This is a genomic window from Phytohabitans sp. LJ34, from assembly GCF_052068095.1.
Classification (GTDB): domain Bacteria; phylum Actinomycetota; class Actinomycetes; order Mycobacteriales; family Micromonosporaceae; genus Phytohabitans.
In genome coordinates, this window is the sequence record NZ_JBQHDG010000043.1 from 21,387 (window position 1) to 43,008 (window position 21,622).

A 21,622-nucleotide genomic window follows, 5' to 3' on the forward strand; every position below is an offset into this window, starting at 1 on the left:
GCTCGTACTTCGACCGGGAGTCAAGCTCCGTCTACTTAGACTCCTGCCGATGATGACCCATCGTGTTCCGGTGAGGTTCGAGGGCGACGGCAGCGGCGTCGAGGAGCTGTCGTGGGGCCAGCGTGAGCTGTGGGAGGCGATGCGCCGCCAGTTCACGTGGATGCCGATGGGATACGCGCTGCCGGTGCCGCCAGGGACCACAGTGGACGACATGGTCGCGCAGCTGCGGTTCATGATGGGCCGCTACCAGTCGATGCGCACCCGGGTGCGGCGCGACCCGGACGGCCACGACCGCCAGGTGGTCGCCGCGTCCGGCGAGATCGACCTGGAAATCGTGGACGCCTCGCCCGACGAGGATCCCGCGGCCGTCGCCGAGGCGGTGCGGCAGCGGTTCTGCGACGCCGACCACGACTTCGCCCGCGACTGGCCGGTGCGGATGGCGGTCGTGCGCCACCACGGCGTCGTCACCCACCAGGTCGTCATCGTCTGCCACCTGGTGACCGACGGCTTCGGCGCGATGGTCGTCATCCGCGAGATCGAAGACCGCGACCTGGTACACGGCCGCAGGCCCGTGCCGCCGGTCACCGCGACGGAGCCGATGGCGCAAGCCCGGTGGGAGGCCTCGCCGGCCGGGCGGCGCGAACTGGCCGCCGTGCTCCGGCGCTGGGAAGGGTTGCTGCGCACCATCCCGGCGCGCCGCTTTCCCGGCCCGGCCGACCCGCGCGAGCCGCGGCATTGGCAGGTGCGGCTCGACTCCCCCGCGACGCTGCTCGCCGTGCGGGTGATCCGCGCGCGCACCACAGTGGACAGCTCGTCGATCCTCCTCGCGCTCTTCGCCATCGCGCTCGCCCGGGTGACCGGCGCCGACCCGCTCGTGACCCGGGTGATCGCGCACAACCGTTTCCGGCGCGGGCTCGCCGAGACGGTCAGCCCGGTCACACACACCGGTCTGTGCGTCATCCCCTTGGGCGACACCACTTTCGACGAGGCGCTGGCCATGGTGCACCGCCGGGCGATGGCCGCTTACCGGTACGCGTACTACGACCCGCGCGACCTCGACGCGCTCGTCGCGCGGGTGGCCGCCGAGCGGGGCGAGGAGATCGACCTGTCCTGCTTCTTCAACGACCGCCGGCTCGCCACCCGCGACCTCACCGAGGCGCCGCCACCGGCGCCGGACGAGATCACAGCCGCGCTTGGCCGCAGCCGGCTGCGGTGGAGCCAGCAGGACAAGCCGGTCGAGCGGCTCTTCGCCACCATCAACGACGAGCCGGACACGCTCGACTACGAGGTCTTCGCGGACACCCACCACGTGGCACCCGCCGACATGGAGGCGTGCGTCCGCGGCATGGAGGCACTCGCGGTGACAGCGGCTTTCGATCCTTCGGTACGGGTTTTTCAGGGGGTGGCAGCATGATAAGCGTCTCCTTCAAGGCGGATCCGCCCGCGGACGACACCGTCGCCGAGCTTGCCTGGGGCCAGCGGGAGATCTGGACCGCGATGGTGCGCCAGGAGTGGTGGTTGCCGATCGGATACGCCCGCGCCGTGCCACCAGGCACCACAGTGGAGGATCTGGCGGACGAGGTGCGGTTCATGATGAGCCGCTACCCCACGCTCCGCACGACGCTGCGCCACGACGCGGCCGGCGAGGTCCGGCAGGTCGTCGCCGGCTCCGGCGAGATCGACGTCGAGATCGTCGACGCCGCCGACGACGAAGACCCGGCCGAGGTCGCCGACCGGGTCCGCCAGCGCTACTGGGACGGCGACTACGACCTCGTGCACGGCTGGCCGGTCTGGATCGGCATCGTCCGGCACCGGGGCGCGCCAAGCCACCTGGTGACCGTCATGACCCACCTGGTGCTCGACGCGTTCGGCGGCATGGTGATGCTGGAGGAGGCCGCGTCGCGACCCGCCGAGCCCACCGCCATGCCTCCCGTGGAGCAGGTGCGGTGGCAGTCGTCCCCCGCTGGCCAGCGGCAGAACACGGCTGCCCTGCGCCACTGGGAAAAGGTTCTCCGGACCATACCGTCCCGGCGCTTTCCGCACCGCCACGAGCCGCGCTCGCCGCGGCACTGGGAGGGCCAGTTCCGCTCCCCCGCCGCCCAGCTCGCGCTGCGCGTGCTCGCCGCACGCACCAAAGTGGACGCCTCACCGCTGCTGCTCGCCACCTGGGCCATCGCGATGGCGCGGGTGACCGGCGTCAACCCGGTCGCCGTCCAGGTGGTCGTCAACAACCGCTTCCGGCCCGGCCTCGCCCGCTCGATGAGCCCGCTCAGCCAGACTGGCATCTGCTCCATCGACCTCGCCGGCCTGAGCGTCGACGACGCGGTGCGGCTCACCGCCCGGCAGGCGATCGCCGCGTACAAGCACGCGTACTACAACCCGTCCGATGTGGACGAGCTGGTCGCGCGGCTGGGCGAGGAGCGTGGTGAGGAGTTCGACCTCGCCTGCTTCTTCAACGACCGCCGCATCGACGCGCGGGAGCAGGACGACGGACCGCCGCCCACACCCGAGGAGGTACGCGCGGCCCTGCCACACACCACGTTCACCTGGGGCAGGCGGCGGGACACCTCGTTCGAGCGGATGTTCACCCACGTGGAAAACGTGCCAGACGCGATGACGATCACCATCGCCGGCGACACCCACTACATGTCGCCGGGTGAGCTGGAGGCCGTGGTACGCGGGATGGAAGCGGTCGCGGTCGAGGCGGCGCTCGACCCGGCGGCGCGCACCGGGATATCCTCATGACCGCGCTGGAGGCCGTCGCGACGTACCTACCGGACCACCGGGTGCCGCTCGAAGAGCTGGCCGGCGAGCTCGACCTGACGCCCATGCAGGTGCGCCTGTTCCGCCGCTTCCACAAGCTCTCCGACGTGTGCCGGGCGCCCGGCGCCACGCCGCTCGACCTGCTGCTCGCCGCGGCGTCCAACCTGGACGAGCTGCCTGCCGTGCGGCACCGGGTGCGCTACGTGGTGTGGGCCCGCACGTTTCCGGTCGTGGTGCCCTACCCGCTCAACCCGCTGGACACGATGTGCCGGCTGCTGGGCCTGGACAACGCGGCCGCGTTCACGGTCACCCACCACGCCTGCGCCACCGGGCTGCTCGCGATCGACGTGGCCGGGCGGCTCCTGGCCGGGTCGCCCCCGGACTCGCTGGCCCTGGTGATGGCCGGGGAAAAGGCGTTCACGTACGACGCGCGGGTGGTGCCGGAGACCTCCGTCTTCGGCGAGGGCGCCTCCGCCTGCCTCGTGCGGCACGACGGCCCCCGCGACCGGCTGCTCGCGTACGCGGCCCACCAGCGCGGCGACTTCGACGACGAGGTCACCACGGACATCGGGCGGTTCCAGGAGGAGTTTCAGGCGTCGCTGATGGCCGCGGTGCGGTCCGCGGTCGAGCGGGCCGGGCTAGCCCTGGACGACATCACCCTGGTGCTGCCGCACAACGTCAACATCGTGGCCTGGCAGCGGCTGTGCCGGCGGATCGGCTATCGGGTCGACCGGGTGCTGCTCGACAACGTACCGCTCACCGCGCACGTCTTCTGCGCCGACGCGTTCGTCAACTACCGGACCGCCCGCGCGCGCGGGCTGCTGCGGCCCGGTGACCGCTACCTGGTCGTCGCCGCCGGGGCCGGGCGGGGCGCGACGTTCTCGGCGATGGTCTTCCAGCACTGAATCGATGGGGTGATACAGCCATGGAGCAGCTCGACACCGACCTGCGGCCGCGGGTGGTCGACAGCATCCGCATGTTGCTGCCGCGGGTGCTGCGCAAGGAGATGCCCGAGCCGACCGAGCAGAGCCGGCTCATGGAAGACCTCGGCATGAGCTCCTCCAGCACGCTGGAGCTGATGCTGGAGCTGGAGGAGGACCTCGCGCTGCAAATCGACGTCGAAGACATCGACCGCGACGACTTCGCGACGGTCGGCACGCTCGCCGACTTCGTCGTGCGGCACCTGATACCGGAAGAGTGAGCGATGCTGTGGTTGGCGCGTGCCGCCCGGCGGGTGTTCGACGAGCCCGCCGCCCGGACGGCGCACCCCGAGCACGAGGCGCGTTTCGCCGGCTATCTGGCCGACCTCGTGGAGCCGTACGGGCTCACACCGCACCCGCCGGCCGGCGGCCAGTCGTACGGTGAGATGGCCGCCGCGCTGATCGCCGACGTGGTGCGGCCGGACGAGCCGGTCGACCTGCTGGTGCTCGCGTTCGCCGTGCCGGACGTGCGTCCCGGCCGCGCCGCGGCCACCTACCTGAGCCACGTGTGCCCCGGCTCGCCGCTGGCGTTCGCGGTGTGCGACCAGGGCGTCGCGGCCGGGTTCACCGCCCTGCGGATCGCACAGTCCTATCCCGACTGCCGGCGCTCGCTCGTCATCGTCGTCGAGCAGGCCACGCTCCACTACGACCTGCCGGCACCCGCGCCCCTGCCGACCCGGCACGCCGGCGTGGCCCTGCTGTGCGGCGACTCAGGGGTGGCGCGGGTCTCGTCCGTCGTGGTCGGGCGGGGCGAGCCGGTGGCCGGCGACCTGGACCCACCACCCGGGCAGCCGCACACCGGCGTCTGGTGGGCGCTCGCCGGCGCGCTCGCCGACACCACGCCGCGGCGGGTGGTGGTGGCCGACCACGACCCGGTGCTCGGCTACGCCTGCTCATCCACTGTGGACTTCGGATCACCGGCACGGGACGGGGGTGGCACCGGTGTCCGAGTGGGACTGGGGGCGGCCTGAGGAGCTGTCCGCGCGCATGGACGGGTTCCTCGAGGAGAGCGCGACCTGCGACAAGCTGGAGGAGGTGGCGCGGCCCGTCTTCGACCGGCCACTGCTGCGCGACCTGGGCGTCACGGGCGTCGAGTTCGCCGCTTGGCGCAGCCGGCACCCGGCCGCGCTCGCCTCCGACGTGGTGCCGCTGCGCGCCCCGGACTCGACGGCGGCACCCGGACACATCTACCGGGTCGACGGCGAGGCCCTCTTCGCGGCGCTCGACATCTGCGAGCCACTTCCCTTCACAGACGGCGCCGTCGACTGGGTGTACGCCGAGCACCTCGTCGAGCACGTCTCGCTCGGCGCGGGCATCGGCTGGCTAGCCGAGGTGCGGCGGATCCTCGCGCCCGGCGGGGTGCTCCGGCTCACCACGCCAGACCTGGCGACCTATGTGGACGGTTACCGTGCGGGCAACCCGTTCTTCTCCCGCCACCGCGGCCGGATGCGCGCCGCCGGCCTCGGCCCGCCGATGCCGTCGCGCCGGGCGTTCATGTTCAACCAGCTCTTCTACCTGTACGGCCACCGCTGGCTGTACGACTTCGACGAGCTACGCCACGCGCTCGTCTCCGCGGGCTTTCCGGCGGACGGCGTGCGGCGGTGCTCCTTCCGCGAGGGCGAGCGGCCGGACGTCGCGGACCTCGACCGAGTCCTGCGCAACGACGAAAGCCTGTACGTCGAGGTGGTAAAACAGGACACATGACCTATCCACCACCTCTGTACACGGGCGAGAACGGCGAAATCACCGCCAGTTACCGCCCGGACGGCCACGAGCCCGACCTCACCTACCCGAAGACCGGCAACACCGTGCACTACCTGGCGACGCACAAGTCGACCGGCGGGCTGTTCGGCCTGTACCGCTGGGAGATGGGCCCGACGCCGAGCGGCCCGGACCCGCACTTCCACCGGTCCATCTCCGAGTCCTTCTACGTTCTCACCGGCACGATCCGCATCTACGACGGCAACAGGTGGATCGACTGCACGCCCGGAGACTTCGTGCACGTGCCCGCGGGGGGCGTACACGGATTCCGCAACGAGTCGGGCGAGCCGGCGTCGATGCTGCTGCACTTCGCGCCGGGCGCGCCGCGCGAGGGCTACTTCGAGGGGCTGCTCGACCTCGCCTCGAAGTCCGACGAGGAGAAGGCCGCCTTCTACCTCGAACACGACAACCACTGGCTCTGAGCGTCGCGCTGCTTCGACCCCTGAATCCCTTATTTGACAGAGATTTGAGCTACCGCGACGGACGTCGTGGTCCAGACCGCTGCGCGGGGCCCCCGGGGAAACGTGGAGCGCAGCGGAGCGTTTTCTTGGGGTGCATTTCCCGCGGCCTCACCCGTCCGCCTTTGGTCGCGCTCACCCCCGCGGCCAACCGGCGGGGAGGAAAGGGAGCGGGGTGATGGAACTCGCGCCAGGCGGCGGTCCCGACCCCGGCTGGTTAGCCTGCGGGCTTGTCCTGCGGAGGGGGTGGCCACTCCAGGGAAGCAGAGCAAATGCATCCCGCGCGCCCCTACCCAGCCGGGGGCTGTAAGGCCCGGCGCAGCCGCCGGGGTGAGCGTGACCAGCGGCGGAAGGGTGAGGCCGCGGGAGCAACGGCACGGACCACGACGGACGTCGCGGTAGCTCAAAATTGCTCTAATGGATCGGGTCATGGCTGTTGGAGTAGCCGAGCGTCGTACCAGGTGACCCGCCGCGGTTTCAGGCGCGTTCGCGGGCGCGCTGGGTGAGCACGACGCACGCCAGCACCACCACCGCGGCCGCGATGGAGGCGGGGGTTACGGCCTCGCCGAGCAGCAGCGCGGACCAGGCGAGGGTGAGCACCGGCTGGGCGAGCTGGATCTGGCCGACCTGCGCGATGCCGCCGCGCGCGAGGCCCGCGTACCAGGCGAAGAAGCCCAGAAACATGGAGACCGCGGTGACGTAGCCGAACGCGGACCACGCGTCGACGTCCGCCCGCGGCGGATGGGCCGCGGCGGCGACGGCAGTCACGGGCACCGTGACGGGCAGCGAGAGCAGCAACGCCCAGCAGATCGTGCGGGCACCACCCAGCGCGCGGGCGAGCGCACCGCCCTCGGCGTACCCGAGGCCGCAGAGCACGACCGCGGCGAGGAGGAACAGGTCCGCCACGGTCAGGGCGCCGCGCACCGCACCGCTGGCGCCGAGGAAGGCGAGCACCGCCAGCAGCCCGCCCGCGCTCGCCACCCAAAAGAGCGGCGGTGGGCGCTCACCGGCCCGCAGCACCGCGAACACGGCGGTCATCGCGGGCAGCACGGTGATGACGACCGCGCCGTGCGCGGAGGTCTGCGTGGTCAGCGCCAGCGACGTGAACAGCGGGAACCCCACGACCACCCCGGCCGCCACGATCCACAGCCGCCGCCACTGCTCGGGCGTGGGTCGCGGGGCGCCGGTGAGGCGCAGGTACGCCCAGGCCAGCAGGCCCGCGCCGACCGCACGCCCGAAGGCCACGAACCACGGGTCGAGCTGCTGCACGGCGACGCGGGTGGCGGGCAGCGACATGCTGAAGGCGAGCACGCCCAGCGCGCCGAGGGCGAGGCCGGTGACCCGGTCCGCCGTTACCGTGGTCGCGGCAGTAGCGCTACTCTTGGCCGTCATGAGTGACGGTAACGCAGCCGCTCGCGTTATCCAAGATCTGCGCAAGCTGGTCGCCGCCGCGGCGCCCGGCACCCGGCTGCCGTCGGTCCGCGAGCTGACCGCGCGCCACCAGGCCTCGCCGGTGACCGTCGCCGAGGCGATCCGGCAGCTGGTGGCGCAGGGCCTGATCGAGGCACGGCCGGGCAAGGGCACGTTCGTGGCCACCCCGCCGGACGAGCGGCGCGCGCCCGACCTGTCGTGGCAGACCGTCGCGCTCGGCCCCCGCCGGCCGGGCGAGGACGAGATGCAGGCGTTACTGGCGTTACCGCCGGCGGGTGCCATCCCGCTCTCCGGTGGTTACCTCGACGCGGACCTTCAGCCCACCGCCGCACTCGGCGCCGCGCTCGCCCGCGCCGCCCGGCAGCCCGCCTCGTGGCAGCGCGGACCGGTCGAGGGGCGCGCGGACCTGCGCGCGTGGTTCGCCCGCGAGGCCGGCGGCGGCCTCCGCGCCGACGACATGGTGATCTGCCCGGGCGGCCAGGCCGGCCTCTCGTCCGCGCTGCGCGCGCTCACCACGCCCGGCGACACCCTGCTCGTCGAGTCGCCCACCTACCTGGGCGCGCTCGCCGCGGCACGGGCGTCCGGCCTGCGGGTGGTGCCGGTGCCGGCCGACGCCGACGGGGTGCGGCCCGACCAGCTCGCCGCCGCGTTCGCCCGCACCGGCGCCCGTCTCTTCTACTGCCAGCCGCTCCACGCCAACCCGCACGGCGCCACGCTGGCGGGCCACCGCCGGGAGCAGGTCGCCGGTGCGGTACGCGAGGCCGGCGCCTTCCTGATCGAAGACGACTACGCCCGCGACCTCACCATCGACGGCGAACCCCCACCCCCGCTGGCCGCCGACGACCCCGACGGCCACGTCATCTACCTGCGCTCCCTGACCAAGTCGGCCGCCCCCGGCCTGCGCGTCGCCGCCATCGGCGCCCGCGGCCCGGCCGGCGCGCGGCTGCGGGCCGCCCGCCTGCTCGACGACCTCTTCGTCTCGGGACCGCTCCAGCAGGCCACGCTGGAAGTCGTCACCGCACCGGGCTGGTCCCGCCACCGCCGCGCCCTGCGCACCGCGCTCCGCGACCGGCGCGCGGCACTGCTGACCGCCCTGCGCCGCCACCTGCCGGAGCTGGCCCAGCAGGCCGTCCCGCGCGGCGGCCTACACCTGTGGATCCGCCTCCCCGATGGCACGGACGACGTCGCGGTGGCCACCGCCGCGGCCGCCGAGGGCGTCATCGTCTTCCCCGGCCGTCCCTGGTACGCCGCCGAACCCGCGGGCCCCCACCTCCGCCTCACCTACGCCGCCGCCCCACCCGACCTCATGGACGAGGCCGTCGGCCGCCTGGCCCGCTGTTTATGACCGCGCGGCGGTGACGGGATCGGGGTGGGATCGGCGGCAGACTGTCGGGATGGGCGAGATCGTGACGGTGGCCGACCTCGACTACTACGTGGTCATGGAGGGCGGCGGGCGGGCCGCGGCCGTGGTGGTGGAGGAGTTCGTCCTGGCCGGCGACCACACCGCCGCCGGGCTGGCGAGCGCCACCTGGACGGCGGCCGGCTGGCGGCCGTCGTTGAGCATGCGGATGCGGTCGGACGCGGGCCTGCGGGCGCGGGTGACGTTCGCCTCGCGTGCCGGGGCGGCGGAGGCGTTTCGGGTGCTGGGTGGGGGTGAGCTGCCGGGCGAGGCTGAGTTGCGACGCCAGCTGCGTGACTACGAGCCGTTGAACACCGCGCCGCCGCTCCGGCTGGGCCTCACCGACGCGCCGTACTACCGCATCCTCTTCGCGGGGGAGCCGAGAGACGACGCCGCGCATCCAGGCCTGCGGCGGATCGGCAACGGGTTGGCGTGGTGTGTCGACATCTCCGCGCCCGAGGGTGCCAACATGGGGCGGCCGCTGCGGGAGGCGCGCGACGCGATGCGGCGCAACGGGCTGATCCCGGTCACGATCGAGCGCTTCTACTGACGCTCAGCCTCGCTTGCGGGGTACGTGGCGGCGGTAGGCGCTGACCGTCGGGTCGTCGGCGATCCAGAAGCGCCACTCGCGGTCGTGGGCGCCGGTCACGCCGACGCGCGGGCCGGCGGCGATCCGCGACTCGGGCACCGGGGTGCGCGGCGGGCGGAGCCGGACCGGGGAGTCGGCGGCGAGCAGGTCGGCGCCGTAGGCGGTGCCGTCGATGCCGAGTGCCTGGCACAGCCTCGCCGGGCCGCGGGCCAGGTCGCGCTCCACTGTGGATCGGCGCCGCACGGCGGCCTCGTCCAGCCCGGCGACGACGGCACCGGCGCGCAGCAGCACCGCCGAGGCCTCACCCTCGACGCCGGTGACCACGTTGGCGCACCAGTGCATGCCGTAGGTGAAGTACACGTAGAGGAAGCCCGCCGGGCCGAACATGACGGCGTTGCGCGGTGTGCGGCCGCGGTGGGCGTGCGAGGCCGGGTCGCCGGCGGTGCCCGCGTAGGCCTCGACCTCGGTGACGCGGACCGTGACGCCGCCGGCGGTCAGCTCGCACCCCAGCAGGCCGCGCGCCGCCGGGAGCACCGGGCCGGCGAGCAGGTCGCGCAGCGGGTTCAGCGGGGTACGACGTGCGCGGTCGCCCATTCCCGCCATCCGTCCAGCTTGTCCACAGCGGACGCCAGCTGGTCGGCGACCGGGCCGGGACCGGTGGAGCCGGGCGTGATCCGCGCGGCGAGCGCGGAGCGCACCGACAGCACGTCGCGCACGCTGGGGTCCAAATAGGAGCTGACCAGCGCCAGGTCTTCGTCGCTGACCTCGTCGAGCGCGCACTCGCGGGCCACGCAGAGTGCCACCAGGCGGCCGGTCACCTCGTGCGCCTCGCGGAACGGCACGCCCTTGCGCACCAGCCAGTCGGCGACCTCGGTGGCCAGCGTGTACCCCACGGGTGCGGCGGCGACGAGGCGGTCGACCCGTACCGTCATCGTGGAGATCATGCCGGCGAGGGCCGGCAGCACCAGCTCCAGGGTGTCCACCGCGTCGAAGACGGGCTCTTTGTCCTCCTGCATGTCGCGGTCGTAGGTGAGCGGCAGGCCCTTGAGCATGGTGAGCACCGTGACGAGGCCGCCGATCAGACGGCCGGCCTTGCCGCGGGCCAGCTCGGCGATGTCCGCGTTCTTCTTCTGCGGCATGATGGACGACCCGGTGGCGAAGCCGTCGTCGAGCTCGACCCAGCCGAACTCCTGCGACGTCCACAGCACCACCTCCTCGCCCAGCCGGGAGAGGTGCACGCCGACCAGCGCGGTGACGAAGAGGAACTCGGCCACGAAGTCGCGGTCGGCGACCGCGTCCATCGAGTTGGCGGCGGGGGCGGTAAAGCCGAGCTCCTTGGCCACGCCGGCCGGGTCGAGCGGCAGCGACGAGCCGGCCAGCGCGCCGGCGCCGAGCGGGCTGATCGCCGCGCGGGCGTCCCAGTCGCGCAGCCGCTCTAGGTCGCGCAACAGCGGCTGTACGTGCGCGAGCAGCCAGTGCCCGAACGTCACCGGCTGCGCGTGCTGCACGTGCGTCATGCCCGGGGCGGGCGTGTCGACGTGCCGCTCGGCCTGCTCGACCAGCGCGTCGGCGAGCTGCACCAGGTTGGTGGCCACGCCGCGCGCGTGGTCGCGCAGGTAGAGCCGCAGGTCGGTGGCGACCTGGTCGTTGCGGGAACGGCCGGCGCGCAGCTTGCCGCCGAGGGTGCCGAGCCGTTCGAGCAGGCCGCGTTCGAGCGCGGTGTGCACGTCCTCGTCGTCGACCGTCGGACGGAACGCCCCGGAGGCGCAGGCGGCCTCCAGGTCGTCGAGGGCGGCGAGCATCTGGCCCAGCTCGTCGGCGTCGAGCAGCCCCGCCCCGGACAGCACGCGGGCGTGCGCGCGGGAGGCGGCTATGTCGTACGGCGCGAGGCGCCAGTCGAACTGGACGCTGACGGAGAGCCGGGCCAGAGCCTCGGCGGGGCCGCCGGCGAAGCGGCCGCCCCAGAGAGAGGTACGAGAAGACACAACCAGCTACCGTAGCCGGGCGTCCCGAGCCGCCGCGATCCGGCTTGGCAGGCCCCACAGCTGCACGAAGCCCTTGGCCAGCGACTGGTCGAACGTGTCGCCCGTGTCGTAGGTGGCGAGGTTGAAGTCGTACAGGCTGGCCTCGGAGCGCCGGCCGGTGACCACCGCGCGGCCGCCGTGCAGCGTCAGCCGGATGTCGCCGGAGACGTACTTCTGGGTGTCGGCCACGAACGCGTCGAGCGCGTACTTGAGCGGCGAGAACCACAGGCCGTCGTAGACGAGCTCGGCCCACCGCTGGTCGACGCCCTTCTTGAACCGGGCCACGTCGCGCTCGACGGTCACCGCCTCCAGCTCCTGGTGGGCGGTGATCAGCGCGATCGCGCCGGGCGCCTCGTACACCTCGCGGCTCTTGATGCCGACGAGCCGGTCCTCGACCATGTCGAGCCGGCCGACGCCCTGTGCCCCGGCCCGCCGGTTGAGCTCGGCGATGGCCTGGAACGGCGTGACGGTCTCGCCGTCGATCGCCACCGGCACGCCCGCCTCGAACGTGATCACGACCTCGTCGGCGTCGCGCGGCTCGGCCGGGTCGGCGGTGTACTCGTACAGGTCCTCGATCGGCGCGTTCCAGATGTCCTCGAGGAAGCCGGTCTCGACCGCGCGGCCCCACAGGTTCTGGTCGATCGAGTACGGCGACTTGTGGCTGACGTCGATCGGCAGGCCCTTCTCCTCGGCGAGGGCGATGGCCTTGTCCCGCGTCCACGCGAAGTCGCGGGCCGGCGCGACGATCTTCAGGTCGGGCGCGAGCGCGCCGATGCCGACCTCGAACCGCACCTGGTCGTTGCCCTTGCCGGTGCAGCCGTGCGAGACGACCGTGCCGCCGTGCCGCTTCGCGGCCTCGACGAGGTGCTTGACGATCAGCGGGCGGCTGAGCGACGAGAGCAGCGGGTAGCGGTCCATGTAGAGCGCGTTGGACTTCACCGCCGGCAGGCAGTACTCGGCGGCGAACTCGTCCTTCGCGTCGATGACCTCGGACTCGACGGCGCCGCAGTCGAGCGCGCGCTGGCGGATGACGGCCATGTCCTCGCCGCCCTGCCCGAGGTCGACCGCCACCGCGATCACCTCGGCGCCCACCTTGTCCGCCAAGTACGGGATGGCGACCGACGTGTCCAGGCCGCCGGAGTACGCCAGAACGACGCGCTCAGTCATGAGTGATCTCCTTGGTTGTTCTCGTCGCGCCCAGCCCAGGCGCTCAGCTTTTCGGCGAGGTCAGCGCCGGTCAGTGGCTCGCGGGCCACCACGAAGATGGTGTCGTCACCGGCGATCGTGCCGACGACCTCCGGCAGGCCGGCCCGGTCGAGCGCGCTGGCCAGAAACTGCGCGGCACCCGGCGGGGTGCGCAGCACGGCCAGGTTGCCGCTCGCGTCGGTGCCGGTGAGCAGCTCGCGCAGCAGCCGCACGAGGCGGGCCGGCGCCTGCTCGGCCGGGCGGGGACGGGGCAGCCCGTCCTCCGGGATCACGTAGACGCCGGGGCCGCCGTCGCCGCCGCGCACCTTGTACGCGCCCAGCTCCTCCAGGTCGCGGGAGAGCGTGGCCTGGGTGACCTGCACGCCGTCCGCGCCGAGCAGCTCGGCAAGCTCGGTCTGCGAGCGCACGCCGCGTTCCCGGATGAGGTCGACGATCCGCGCGTGGCGCGCGGTGCGTGTGCCCGGGCCGGTCATTGGTCCAGCAACCATGTCAGGAGCGCTTTCTGGGCGTGCAGGCGGTTTTCGGCCTGGTCGAAGACGGCGCTCTGCGCGCCGTCGAGCACGTCGTCGGTGATCTCCTCGCCGCGGTGCGCGGGCAGGCAGTGCAGCACGACCGCGCCGGGCGCGGCCGCCGCGAGGAGGTCCTTGTTGATCTGGTACGGCCAGAAGGGGGTACGCCGGTCGCGGCCGTCCGCCTCCTGCCCCATCGAGGTCCACGTGTCGGTGGCCACCACGTCAGCGCCGTCGACCGCCTCCCGCGGGTCGCGCAGCACCTGGGTCGAGCCGCCGGTCCACGCGGCGATCTCGTCGGCCCGCGCGACGACCACGGGTGACGGGTCGTGCCCTGGTGGGCCGGCGACCCGCACGTGCATGCCGGCGGTGGCCCCGGCGAGCAGGTACGAGTGGGCCATGTTGTTAGCGGCGTCGCCGACGTACGCGAGCGTGCGGCCGGCCGTGCCACCGCACCGCTCCCGGACGGTGAGCAGGTCGGCGAGGAGCTGGCAAGGGTGGAAGCCGTCGGTGAGCGCGTTGACCACGGGCACGGTGGCGCCGGCCGCGACCTCGGCGATCCGGTCGTCGCCGAACGTGCGCATGACGATCGCGGAGACGTACCGGGAGAGCACCTTCGCGGCGTCGCCGAGCGTCTCGCCCCGGCCGAAGTGCGTGCCCTGCGTGTCGACGACGATCGGGTTGCCGCCCAGGTCCGCGATGCCGACGTCGAACGAGAAGCGGGTGCGCAGGCTCTGCTTGTCGAAGAGCACCGCCACCGACTTCGGACCGGCGAGCGGGGTGTAGGCGAAGCGGTCCGCCTTCATCGCGGCGGCCAGGTCGAGCACGGTGGACTGCTCGGCCGGCGTGAGGTCGTCATCCCGAAGGAAATGGCGCGTCATGACGCCGCGTCCAGTGCGGTCGGCAGGGCGGCGAGGAACGCGTCGACCTGGTCGGCGGTGAGGATCAGCGGCGGCGCGAGCCGGATGACGTCGGCCTGCACCGGGTTGGTCAGGAAGCCGTGGTCGCGCAGCACGCCGGCGACGGCGCCGGAGGCGGGCGCGTTGAGCACCACGCCGAGGAGCAGGCCGGCACCGCGCACCTCGCGCACCAGTGGGTGGCCGAGCGCCTCCACACCCCGCCGGATCCGCTCCCCCACCCGCTTGACGTGGTCGAGCAGGCCCTCGTTGGCGATCGTCGAGATGACCGCGAGCGCGGCGGCGCAGCTGATCGGGTTGCCGCCGAACGTACTGCCGTGGCTGCCCGGCCCGAACAGGTCTGCCGCGCCGCCGAACGCCAGGCAGGCGCCGATCGGCAGCCCTCCCCCGAGCCCCTTGGCGAGCGTGACGACGTCGGGCTCGATGCCCTCGGCCTGGTGGGCGAACCAGTGCCCGGTGCGCCCGACGCCGGTCTGCACCTCGTCGAGCGCCAGCAGCGCGCCCCGGGCCGCGGTGATCTCGCGGGCCGCGGCGAGGTAGCCGGCCGGGGGCACCACGACGCCGCCCTCGCCCTGGATCGGCTCGAGGATCACCAGCGCGGTGTCGGTGGTGACGGCGGCGTCGAGGGCGGCCACGTCGCCGTACGGCACGTGGGTGACGTCGCCGGGCAGCGGGCGGAACGGGTCGGCCTTGGCCGGCTGCCCGGTCAGCGCGAGGCTGCCCATCGTGCGGCCGTGGAAGCCGCCCTTGGTGGCGACCGCGCCGGTGCGCCCGGTCAGCCGGGAGAGCTTGAACGCCGCCTCGACCGCCTCCGCGCCGGAGTTGCCGAAGAACACCCGGCCCTGCCGCCCGGCGAGGGCCAGCAGCAGCTCGGCCAGGGCCACCGGCGGCTCGGCGACGAAGAGGTTGGAGACGTGGCCGAGCGTGCCGATCTGCTTGGAGACGGCGGCCACGACGGCCGGGTGGGCGTGGCCGAGCACGTTGACCGCGATGCCGCCGAGCAGGTCCACGTAGGAGCGACCTGTCTCGTCCCACACCACGGCGCCCTCGCCGCGCACCAGCGCCAGCGGCGGCGTGCCGTAGTTGTCCATCATGGACTGTGACCAGCGGTCGACGAGACTCGTCATGAGGGGATCACCATCGTTCCGAAACCTTCCGAGGTGAAGACTTCCAGCAGGATGGAGTGGGCCATCCGCCCGTCGACGACGTGGGCGGCCGGCACGCCACCCCGCACCGCCCGCAGGCAGGCCTCCATCTTCGGCACCATGCCGGACTCCAGCCGCGGCAGCAGCGCGGCGAGGTCGGTCGTGGTGATCTGTCGGACCAGGCTCGTCGTGTCCGGCCAGTCGGTGTAGAGGCCGGCCACGTCGGTGAGCACGACCAGCTTGCGCGCGCCGAGCGCCACGGCGAGGGCGGAGGCGGCGGTGTCGGCGTTGAGGTTGTGCAGCACGCCGTCGGCGTCCGGCGCGACGGAGGAGATGACCGGGATGCGGCCGGCGGCGATGAGGTCGGTGACCGAGGAGACGTTGACGTGCTCGACGTCGCCCACCTGCCCCACGTCGACCGCCTGGCCGTCCACATAGGCCGGACGCCGCACGGCGGTGAAGAGGCGGGCGTCCTCACCGGACAGTCCGACGGCGAACGGGCCGTACTCGTTGACGAGCCCGACAAGCTCGCGCCCGACCTGGCCGACGAGCACCATCCGCACGACGTCCATCGCCTCCGGCGTGGTGACCCGCAGGCCGCCGCGGAACTCGCTCGCGATGCCCAGCCGCCCCAGCATCGCCGAGATCTGCGGGCCGCCGCCGTGCACGACGACCGGCTTGAGCCCCGCGTACCGCAGGAAGACCATGTCGGCCGCGAACGCCTTCTTGAGCTCGGGGTCGATCATCGCGTTGCCGCCGTACTTGACCACGACCGTGGCGCCGTGGAAGCGGGCCAGCCACGGCAGCGCCTCGATGAGAGTGGCGGCCTTCTCCTGCGCGGTGATGAGTGTGTCGGTCATGTGGAGTAGGCCGAGTTCTCGTGCACGTACGCGTGGGAGAGGTCGTTGGTCCAAATGGTGGCCTCGTCGGCGCCGGCGTGCAGGTCGATCCGGATCGTCACCGCCCGGCCGGAGAGGTCCACAGTGGAGCGGTCATCGGCCGCCGCGCCGCCCTTGCACACCCACACGCCGTTGACCGCGACGTCGAGCGCGTCCGGCTCGAAGGCGGCGGCGGTGGTGCCGACCGCGGCGAGGATGCGGCCCCAGTTGGGGTCGTTGCCGAAGAGGGCGGTCTTGACAAGGTTGTTGCGGGCGACCGAGCGGCCCACCTCGACCGCGTCGTCCTCGCTGGCCGCGCCGACCACCTCGATGGCGACGTCCTTGGTGGCGCCCTCGGCGTCGGAGAGCAGCTGCTGGGCCAGGTCGTGGCAGGCCGCGGCGACCGCGGCGGCCAGCTCCCCCGGCGCCGGCTCGACGCCGGAGGCGCCGCTGGCCAGGAGCAGCACGGTGTCGTTCGTCGACATGCAGCCGTCGGAGTCGACCCGGTCGAACGAGACCCGGGTGGCCGCCCGCAGCGCCGCGTCGAGCACCTCCGGGCCGGCGACCGCGTCGGTGGTGAGCACGCACAGCATGGTGGCCATGCCGGGGGCGAGCATGCCGGCGCCCTTGGCCATGCCGCCGACGCTCCAGCCGCCCTTCTCCACCACGACCGTCTTCGGCCGGGTGTCGGTCGTCATGATCGCCTCCGCCGCGGCCGGCCCGCCGTCGAAGGCCAGCGCGCCGGCGGCGGCGTCGACACCGAGGAGCAGCTTGTCCATCGGCAGCAGCTCGCCGATCAGCCCGGTGGAGCAGACCGCGACGTCGCCCGCGCCGATGCCGCCGAGGGCCGCGGCGGCGTGCTCGGCCGTGGTGTGGGTGTCCTGGAAGCCCTGCGGCCCGGTGCAGGCGTTGGCCCCGCCGGAGTTGAGCACGACGGCCCGGACCACGCCGGCGCGGAGCACCTGCTGGCTCCAAAGCACCGGTGCCGCCTTGACCCGGTTGGCCGTGAAGACGCCGGCGGCGGCCGACCCCGGCCCGTCGTTGACCACGAGGGCGACGTCGAGCCCGCTCGACTTGAGCCCGGCGGCGACACCCGCGGCCCGGAAGCCCTTGGGCGCGGTGACGCTCACGGCGCGACCCGCTTCGTCACGGCCGGGTCGGTCGCGCGGGCGGTCACGGTGCGACCCCGTGCATCGGCAGGCCCATCGTCTCGGGTAGGCCGAGCATCAGGTTGGCGCACTGCACGCCCTGGGCGGCGGCGCCCTTGCCGAGGTTGTCGAGCGCGCTGCTGACGATCACCCGGCCGGAGTCGACGTCGGTCGTGGCCTGGAGGTGGCACGCGTTGGACCCGAGCGTCGCGGCCGTGTGCGGCCAGGCCCCCTCGGGCAGCACGTGCACGAAGGGCGCGTCCGCGTACGCCTCGGCGAGCACCTGGCGCGCGTCGCCTTTCGACGCCGGCGTCGCGGTTACGGTGGCGAGGATCCCGCGCGGCATCGGCGCGAGCACCGGCGTGAACGACAGGCTCCGCGCCCCGGTCGCCTGCTTGATCTCCGGAACGTGCTGGTGCCGGCCCACCTTGTAGGGCGTCAGGTCGCCCATCACCTCGCTGCCGAGCAGGTGGGCCTTGGCGCCCCGCCCCGCACCGGAGGTGCCCGAGGCGGCCACCACCACGACGTCGTCGGCCGAGACCGCGCCCGCCGTGATCAGCGGGGCGAGCGCCAGCGAGATCGTCGTGGCGTAGCAGCCGGGCGCGGCCACCCGGGTGGCGGTCGAGATCTCGCCCCTTTGCCCGGGCAGCTCGGGCAGCCCGTAGGTCCAGGCGCCGGCGTGCTCGCCACCGTAGTAGCGCACCCACGCGTCAGGATCGCGCAGGCGGTGGTCGGCCCCGAGGTCGACCACCTTGACGCCACTGGGGAGGGCGGCGGCGAGCGCGCCCGACTCGCCATGCGGGAGCGCGAGGAAGACCAGGTCGGCGTCCGCGAGCGCCTCCGGACCGGTGGCACCGAGCGTGATGTCGAGGCCGGTCAGGTGCGGGTGCACCACGGCGAGCGGCGAGCCCGCCTGGCTGTGCGCGGTCGCGGCGACGAGGTCGAGCTCCGGATGGCCGGCGATCAGGCGCAGCAGCTCGCCACCGGCGTAGCCACTCGCCCCCGCCACCGCAACCCGGATCCCCATGACAACCTCCGCATGTCTATGCAGAGCACGGTATCAGCTTGCCGTCGACGCCTGCAAGGTCATGCAGCGGAGTGAATAGTGAGTCAGCTCTCCAGCGGCAGGCGGCGCAGACCCAGGCGCAGGGCGAGGCCCAGCAGCACGCCCGCGGCGCAGTCGGTGATCCAGTGGTAGCCCAGGTAGGTCACGGCGACGAAGACGGTCACCACGGGCACGACGAGCAGCGCGCGACGGAGCCGCCCCGGCAGGGGGCGGCGCAGCGCCCGCTGCGCGAGGGCCACCAGGACGGGGTACCAGATCAGCGTGTTCACCACGTGCCCCGAGGGGTACGACCAGCCGGCGTCGTGGGTGAAGAGCTGGACCGCGTCGGGCCAGGGCGCGTGCGGGGCGGAGCGGTCGGTCAGGATCTTGAGCGGCACCACCACGACGTAGCTGGCCGCGGCCGTGACCAGCACGAGGAGTACCGGCCGCACGGTGCGGTCGCGGGCGCCGAGCAGCACGGCCGCGACGAGCAGGATGGACGCGATGAGGTTGGCCGAGCCGAGGAAGTAGAGCGCCTTGGCCGCCAGCCGCAGCGGCTCGGGGCGGTGGGCGTCGACCCAGTTGCGCACGGCGAGGTCGAGGTCGAGCAGCGCGCCGGCGGCGAGCGCCCCGGTCAGCAGCGCGAAGGCGGCGGCACAGACGACCTCGCCGTATCCCCCGCGGCGTTCCATCCATCGAAGTCTGGCACGGCTTGACATGTGACCTTTTGGTCACGTAACTTTGGGTGGTGATCGACGACGACCTGGTCTTCAAGGCGCTCGCCGACCCGACCCGGCGCTTCCTGCTCGACCTGCTCTTCACGCGAGACGGCCGGACGCTCACCGAGCTGGAGTCGGAGCTGGCGATGACCCGCTTCGGCGTCATGAAGCACCTGCGGGTGCTCGCGGACGCCGGCCTCGTGATCACGCGCCGCCAGGGCCGGGAAAAGCTGCACTTCCTCAACCCGGTGCCGATCCGCCAGATCCACGACCGCTGGATCGACAAGTACACGGAGCACCGCACCGCGGCGCTACTCGACCTCAAACGCGAGCTGGAGGGGGACTCCCCATGAGCACCACGACGAGCACCACCACCCAGGTCTACCGCGTCTACATCAAGGCCACGCCGCAGGCGATCTGGGACGCGATCACCCAGCCCGAGTGGACCAACAAGTACGGCTACCAGGGCTTCGCCGAGTTCGACCTGCGCCCCGGCGGCGCCTACCGCGCACGGGCGAGCGAGGAGCTCCAGGCGGCCGGCATGCCCGAGATCCCGGTCGAGGGCGAGGTGATCGAGGTCGACCCGCCACACAAGCTCGTCCAGACATGGCGCGCCACCTGGCTCGACGAGCCACCCACCCGCCTGACCTACGAGATCCGCGAGAGCAGCGCCGGCGTCTCGTCACTGACCGTGACACACGAGCTGGACGGCGCGCCCCAGACGGCGGCGCAGACGGCCGGCGACATCGAGGGCGCCGGCGGCGGCTGGGCCGAGGTCCTCAGCGACCTCAAGACCCTCCTCGAAACCGGCAACTCCATGCACGCCTGACCGACTGGCACTCTTCCGGGTCCGCGCGACCCCGGCCGCCGCCCACCCACCACCGTGCCGTCCCGGCGGCAGCGCGCTGCCGTCGTCGACCGAGTTTCGCACCCGCGAGTCGGCGTGCCGCAGGAACTGTCCGGGGAAGTTGACCGACTCGAACGAGTAGCAGCTCCCGTCGGCGAGGCCGGCCCGCACGGGGCAAAGACCGCGACCAACAGCGGACGGGTGAGGCCGCGGGAGCAGCGGTCGGGACCACGACGGACGTCGCGGTAGCTCTGGTCTCTGTCTATGCGGGAGTCGGTCAGCGCAGGCGGCTGCAAGGGACGGCGAAGGCGCCCCACGCGCGCTTGTTCGCGGGGCCGGAGCGGAAGGTCACGGCCTTGAGCGCCGGGTCGGCCTTGCAGGCGGCCGTGTTGGCGGTCACCTGCTTGCTCCAGCTCGGCACGCTCGTCGTGCGCCAGATGTGGTCGTGGCGGTAGTTGCCGATCGCGACCACCGTGAGCAGCGTGGCCAGCACGACGATCGGCACGTAGGCGAAGCCCTCGGGGCCGCGCCAGGACGTGCCGCCGGCCCAGGATCGGGGGATCAGCAGCGCCACCGTGGCGGTGACCAGCAGGAGCAGCGACGGGAGCACGTAGCGGCCGGGCACGCCGCCGCGGAGGGCGACCTGCACGGCGAAGAGGCCGAGCGCGTGCACCCCGGCGACCGCGGCCAGCAGCCACGCCGGGCGGGTGCGGCGCCACACGGCCAGGGCGACCGCCGCCAGGAGGACGCCCCAGGCGAGCAGGATCAGCGCCTTGTGCTCGGTGGTGTGCACGACCTTGCCGCGTATCCACGCCTCACCGAGGTAGGTCACCGGCACCTGGATCTCGGCGAACTGCTGGAGGTTCCACAGTGGATCGTAGTTGGGCACCACGCCGATGATCTCGCGTTCGGCCTCACCGCTCACGTAGGTCCACAGCTGCACACCGACGCCGAGCGCCATCGCGACCACCATGAGGATGCCCGCGCGGTCGCGGCGGACCACGGCGCGGACCAGGGCCAGTGGCAGCAGGGTCAGCGCCAGGGTGGTGGAGAACGCCACGACGAGCGCGAAGACGGGCGCGGCGATCTTCCCGAGCGGGCGCACCTGCACGGAGAGCAGCACCCAGAAGAGCGCGTACAGGGCGGGAAACTGGAGCGTCGCCACGTTGTCGACGATCTCGCCGTTGGAGGCCCACTGCGCCACGACCGGCGCGGCGACGAGCAGGCGGAGCACTGGGTGGCGCAGGTGGGCGCCGCTGGCCGCGTACACGATCAGGGCCAGGCCGACCGTGGAGAGCGCGGCGAGCGTGGCGTTGGCCGCCGCCCACGCGGAGACCGGCAGGAGCGTCGTGATCTCGGCGAGGACGCGCGGGAAGAAGTGGTAGTAGCCGTTGAGCGGCGTGGTGAACGCGTCGTACGGCGTCATGTTGGCCGCGTCGTGCAGGAAGTTGGCGCCGTCTTCGGCCCACACGGTGTCGAGCGCGCCGGCGCCCGGACCGCGTACCCGGCCGAGGGAGTAGATGACGCCGAAGCTGACGAGCGCGGCGGTGACGAGGATCCGGCGAGGGGTTACCGGGGTGGGGGACGCTTCGGGAAACAGCGCGTCGCGCAGCCGACCGGGCCAGCCCGCCGGCGGCCGCGGTGCCTGCTCGCCGGAGGGGACGGGTGCACCGTCCACGTCCGGCCGCTGGGGCACCGCGGCGCCGACGGCCGTGGTCACAACCGGCCGTCGTGTACGGCCTGGGTCACCCATGGGACGACCTCGTCGAGCATCGTGTCCAGGCTGGTGGTCGCTTCGAAGCC

General features: G+C 73.0%; 23 protein-coding genes and 1 pseudogene. 11 read left to right on the plus strand and 13 right to left on the minus strand.

What is annotated here, in order from left to right; genetic code table 11:
* Positions 1 to 70 precede the first annotated feature (70 nt).
* The 7 genes from ACTMTJ_RS44105 to ACTMTJ_RS44135 are packed head-to-tail and all read left to right on the plus strand — an operon-like array spanning position 71 to position 5,926.
* On the plus strand, positions 71 to 1,414 hold the full coding sequence (locus ACTMTJ_RS44105) for a condensation domain-containing protein (protein WP_441224940.1): 1,344 nt from the start codon (positions 71 to 73) through the stop codon (positions 1,412 to 1,414).
* A complete protein-coding gene (locus ACTMTJ_RS44110; protein ID WP_441224942.1) occupies positions 1,411 to 2,745 on the plus strand; it encodes a condensation domain-containing protein in 1,335 nt (444 codons plus the stop codon). Before ACTMTJ_RS44105 ends, ACTMTJ_RS44110 begins: the two co-directional genes overlap by 4 nt.
* Positions 2,742 to 3,668 (plus strand): 3-oxoacyl-[acyl-carrier-protein] synthase III C-terminal domain-containing protein, encoded by a 927-nt coding sequence (locus ACTMTJ_RS44115; RefSeq protein ID WP_441224943.1) that lies wholly within the window; start codon positions 2,742 to 2,744, stop codon positions 3,666 to 3,668. The genes ACTMTJ_RS44110 and ACTMTJ_RS44115 overlap by 4 nt, the downstream gene beginning before the upstream one ends.
* Before the next feature lie 20 nt (positions 3,669 to 3,688).
* Positions 3,689 to 3,964 carry a phosphopantetheine-binding protein gene (locus ACTMTJ_RS44120; protein WP_441224945.1) on the plus strand — a complete coding sequence of 92 codons (276 nt, stop codon included), beginning with the start codon at positions 3,689 to 3,691 and terminating at the stop codon, positions 3,962 to 3,964.
* A 3-nt stretch (positions 3,965 to 3,967) separates the two neighbouring features.
* Positions 3,968 to 4,714, plus strand: coding sequence for a hypothetical protein (locus tag ACTMTJ_RS44125; protein WP_441224946.1), 747 nt, complete (start codon positions 3,968 to 3,970; stop codon positions 4,712 to 4,714).
* Positions 4,686 to 5,447: a class I SAM-dependent methyltransferase gene (locus tag ACTMTJ_RS44130; RefSeq protein ID WP_441224947.1), complete on the plus strand. Its 762-nt coding sequence runs from the start codon at positions 4,686 to 4,688 to the stop codon at positions 5,445 to 5,447. The genes ACTMTJ_RS44125 and ACTMTJ_RS44130 overlap by 29 nt, the downstream gene beginning before the upstream one ends.
* A complete protein-coding gene (locus ACTMTJ_RS44135; RefSeq protein ID WP_441224948.1) occupies positions 5,444 to 5,926 on the plus strand; it encodes a cupin domain-containing protein in 483 nt (160 codons plus the stop codon). Before ACTMTJ_RS44130 ends, ACTMTJ_RS44135 begins: the two co-directional genes overlap by 4 nt.
* A 513-nt stretch (positions 5,927 to 6,439) precedes the next feature.
* On the opposite strand, the gene ACTMTJ_RS44140 is transcribed toward ACTMTJ_RS44135, so the two are convergent.
* Positions 6,440 to 7,354, minus strand: coding sequence for a DMT family transporter (locus tag ACTMTJ_RS44140; protein WP_441224949.1), 915 nt, complete (start codon positions 7,352 to 7,354; stop codon positions 6,440 to 6,442).
* On the opposite strand from ACTMTJ_RS44140, the gene ACTMTJ_RS44145 reads away from it, so the two are divergent.
* Positions 7,353 to 8,738, plus strand: coding sequence for a PLP-dependent aminotransferase family protein (locus ACTMTJ_RS44145; RefSeq protein ID WP_441224950.1), 1,386 nt, complete (start codon positions 7,353 to 7,355; stop codon positions 8,736 to 8,738). The two genes, ACTMTJ_RS44140 and ACTMTJ_RS44145, sit on opposite strands and share 2 nt — an antisense overlap.
* Positions 8,739 to 8,787: 49 nt before the next feature.
* Positions 8,788 to 9,342, plus strand: a complete 555-nt coding sequence (locus ACTMTJ_RS44150; RefSeq protein ID WP_441224951.1) for a hypothetical protein — start codon at positions 8,788 to 8,790, stop codon at positions 9,340 to 9,342.
* A 3-nt stretch (positions 9,343 to 9,345) separates the two neighbouring features.
* Here ACTMTJ_RS44150 and ACTMTJ_RS44155 read toward each other — a convergent pair whose 3' ends face one another.
* The 10 genes from ACTMTJ_RS44155 to ACTMTJ_RS44200 form a co-directional block, all read right to left on the minus strand.
* A complete protein-coding gene (locus tag ACTMTJ_RS44155) occupies positions 9,346 to 9,975 on the minus strand; it encodes a DNA-3-methyladenine glycosylase (RefSeq protein ID WP_441224953.1) in 630 nt (209 codons plus the stop codon).
* Positions 9,945 to 11,366 carry an argininosuccinate lyase gene (gene argH, locus ACTMTJ_RS44160; RefSeq protein WP_441224954.1) on the minus strand — a complete coding sequence of 474 codons (1,422 nt, stop codon included), beginning with the start codon at positions 11,364 to 11,366 and terminating at the stop codon, positions 9,945 to 9,947. Before argH ends, ACTMTJ_RS44155 begins: the two co-directional genes overlap by 31 nt.
* A 6-nt stretch (positions 11,367 to 11,372) precedes the next feature.
* Positions 11,373 to 12,572, minus strand: coding sequence for an argininosuccinate synthase (locus tag ACTMTJ_RS44165; RefSeq protein WP_441224955.1), 1,200 nt, complete (start codon positions 12,570 to 12,572; stop codon positions 11,373 to 11,375).
* On the minus strand, positions 12,569 to 13,084 hold the full coding sequence (locus ACTMTJ_RS44170) for an arginine repressor (protein WP_441224956.1): 516 nt from the start codon (positions 13,082 to 13,084) through the stop codon (positions 12,569 to 12,571). The genes ACTMTJ_RS44165 and ACTMTJ_RS44170 overlap by 4 nt, the downstream gene beginning before the upstream one ends.
* The gene (gene argF / locus ACTMTJ_RS44175) at positions 13,081 to 14,001 is read right to left on the minus strand and encodes an ornithine carbamoyltransferase (RefSeq protein ID WP_441224958.1); all 921 of its coding nucleotides are present in this window, start codon (positions 13,999 to 14,001) and stop codon (positions 13,081 to 13,083) included. The genes ACTMTJ_RS44170 and argF overlap by 4 nt, the downstream gene beginning before the upstream one ends.
* On the minus strand, positions 13,998 to 15,164 hold the full coding sequence (locus ACTMTJ_RS44180) for an acetylornithine transaminase (protein ID WP_441224960.1): 1,167 nt from the start codon (positions 15,162 to 15,164) through the stop codon (positions 13,998 to 14,000). The genes argF and ACTMTJ_RS44180 overlap by 4 nt, the downstream gene beginning before the upstream one ends.
* On the minus strand, positions 15,161 to 16,042 hold the full coding sequence (gene argB / locus ACTMTJ_RS44185) for an acetylglutamate kinase (protein ID WP_441224961.1): 882 nt from the start codon (positions 16,040 to 16,042) through the stop codon (positions 15,161 to 15,163). Before argB ends, ACTMTJ_RS44180 begins: the two co-directional genes overlap by 4 nt.
* The gene (argJ, locus tag ACTMTJ_RS44190) at positions 16,039 to 17,190 is read right to left on the minus strand and encodes a bifunctional glutamate N-acetyltransferase/amino-acid acetyltransferase ArgJ (RefSeq protein ID WP_441224963.1); all 1,152 of its coding nucleotides are present in this window, start codon (positions 17,188 to 17,190) and stop codon (positions 16,039 to 16,041) included. The genes argB and argJ overlap by 4 nt, the downstream gene beginning before the upstream one ends.
* Before the next feature lie 43 nt (positions 17,191 to 17,233).
* On the minus strand, positions 17,234 to 18,235 hold the full coding sequence (argC, locus tag ACTMTJ_RS44195; RefSeq protein WP_441224964.1) for an N-acetyl-gamma-glutamyl-phosphate reductase: 1,002 nt from the start codon (positions 18,233 to 18,235) through the stop codon (positions 17,234 to 17,236).
* A gap of 83 nt (positions 18,236 to 18,318) precedes the next feature.
* Positions 18,319 to 18,945, minus strand: a complete 627-nt coding sequence (locus ACTMTJ_RS44200) for a phosphatase PAP2 family protein (protein WP_441224966.1) — start codon at positions 18,943 to 18,945, stop codon at positions 18,319 to 18,321.
* 56 nt (positions 18,946 to 19,001) lie between these two features.
* Here ACTMTJ_RS44200 and ACTMTJ_RS44205 point away from each other — a divergent pair, with 56 nt between their 5' ends.
* The gene (locus ACTMTJ_RS44205; RefSeq protein WP_441224968.1) at positions 19,002 to 19,325 is read left to right on the plus strand and encodes an ArsR/SmtB family transcription factor; all 324 of its coding nucleotides are present in this window, start codon (positions 19,002 to 19,004) and stop codon (positions 19,323 to 19,325) included.
* Positions 19,322 to 19,801, plus strand: coding sequence for an SRPBCC domain-containing protein (locus ACTMTJ_RS44210; RefSeq protein WP_441224970.1), 480 nt, complete (start codon positions 19,322 to 19,324; stop codon positions 19,799 to 19,801). The genes ACTMTJ_RS44205 and ACTMTJ_RS44210 overlap by 4 nt, the downstream gene beginning before the upstream one ends.
* An 84-nt stretch (positions 19,802 to 19,885) precedes the next feature.
* Here the strand turns inward: ACTMTJ_RS44210 and ACTMTJ_RS44215 are convergent.
* Both ACTMTJ_RS44215 and ACTMTJ_RS44220 read right to left on the minus strand, forming a co-directional pair.
* A pseudogene (locus ACTMTJ_RS44215) lies at positions 19,886 to 19,990 on the minus strand (AbfB domain-containing protein); the annotation flags it as partial.
* A gap of 106 nt (positions 19,991 to 20,096) precedes the next feature.
* Positions 20,097 to 21,539, minus strand: coding sequence for a hypothetical protein (locus tag ACTMTJ_RS44220; protein WP_441224972.1), 1,443 nt, complete (start codon positions 21,537 to 21,539; stop codon positions 20,097 to 20,099).
* Between the last annotated feature and the right edge of the window lie 83 nt (positions 21,540 to 21,622).

Excerpts from the sequence above, each read along its gene's own strand:
- ACTMTJ_RS44110 (WP_441224942.1), top strand. The coding sequence starts at position 1,411 with ATGATAAGCGTCTCCTTCAAGGCGGATCCGCCCGCGGACGACACCGTC.
- ACTMTJ_RS44115 (WP_441224943.1), top strand. The coding sequence starts at position 2,742 with ATGACCGCGCTGGAGGCCGTCGCGACGTACCTACCGGACCACCGGGTG.
- ACTMTJ_RS44120 (WP_441224945.1), top strand. The coding sequence starts at position 3,689 with ATGGAGCAGCTCGACACCGACCTGCGGCCGCGGGTGGTCGACAGCATC.
- ACTMTJ_RS44125 (WP_441224946.1), top strand. The coding sequence starts at position 3,968 with ATGCTGTGGTTGGCGCGTGCCGCCCGGCGGGTGTTCGACGAGCCCGCC.
- ACTMTJ_RS44135 (WP_441224948.1), top strand. The coding sequence starts at position 5,444 with ATGACCTATCCACCACCTCTGTACACGGGCGAGAACGGCGAAATCACC.
- ACTMTJ_RS44145 (WP_441224950.1), top strand. The coding sequence starts at position 7,353 with ATGAGTGACGGTAACGCAGCCGCTCGCGTTATCCAAGATCTGCGCAAG.
- ACTMTJ_RS44140 (WP_441224949.1), bottom strand. The coding sequence starts at position 7,354 with ATGACGGCCAAGAGTAGCGCTACTGCCGCGACCACGGTAACGGCGGAC.
- ACTMTJ_RS44150 (WP_441224951.1), top strand. The coding sequence starts at position 8,788 with ATGGGCGAGATCGTGACGGTGGCCGACCTCGACTACTACGTGGTCATG.
- ACTMTJ_RS44155 (WP_441224953.1), bottom strand. The coding sequence starts at position 9,975 with ATGGGCGACCGCGCACGTCGTACCCCGCTGAACCCGCTGCGCGACCTG.
- ACTMTJ_RS44165 (WP_441224955.1), bottom strand. The coding sequence starts at position 12,572 with ATGACTGAGCGCGTCGTTCTGGCGTACTCCGGCGGCCTGGACACGTCG.
- ACTMTJ_RS44170 (WP_441224956.1), bottom strand. The coding sequence starts at position 13,084 with ATGACCGGCCCGGGCACACGCACCGCGCGCCACGCGCGGATCGTCGAC.
- argF (WP_441224958.1), bottom strand. The coding sequence starts at position 14,001 with ATGACGCGCCATTTCCTTCGGGATGACGACCTCACGCCGGCCGAGCAG.
- ACTMTJ_RS44180 (WP_441224960.1), bottom strand. The coding sequence starts at position 15,164 with ATGACGAGTCTCGTCGACCGCTGGTCACAGTCCATGATGGACAACTAC.
- argB (WP_441224961.1), bottom strand. The coding sequence starts at position 16,042 with ATGACCGACACACTCATCACCGCGCAGGAGAAGGCCGCCACTCTCATC.
- argC (WP_441224964.1), bottom strand. The coding sequence starts at position 18,235 with ATGGGGATCCGGGTTGCGGTGGCGGGGGCGAGTGGCTACGCCGGTGGC.
- ACTMTJ_RS44200 (WP_441224966.1), bottom strand. The coding sequence starts at position 18,945 with ATGGAACGCCGCGGGGGATACGGCGAGGTCGTCTGTGCCGCCGCCTTC.
- ACTMTJ_RS44210 (WP_441224970.1), top strand. The coding sequence starts at position 19,322 with ATGAGCACCACGACGAGCACCACCACCCAGGTCTACCGCGTCTACATC.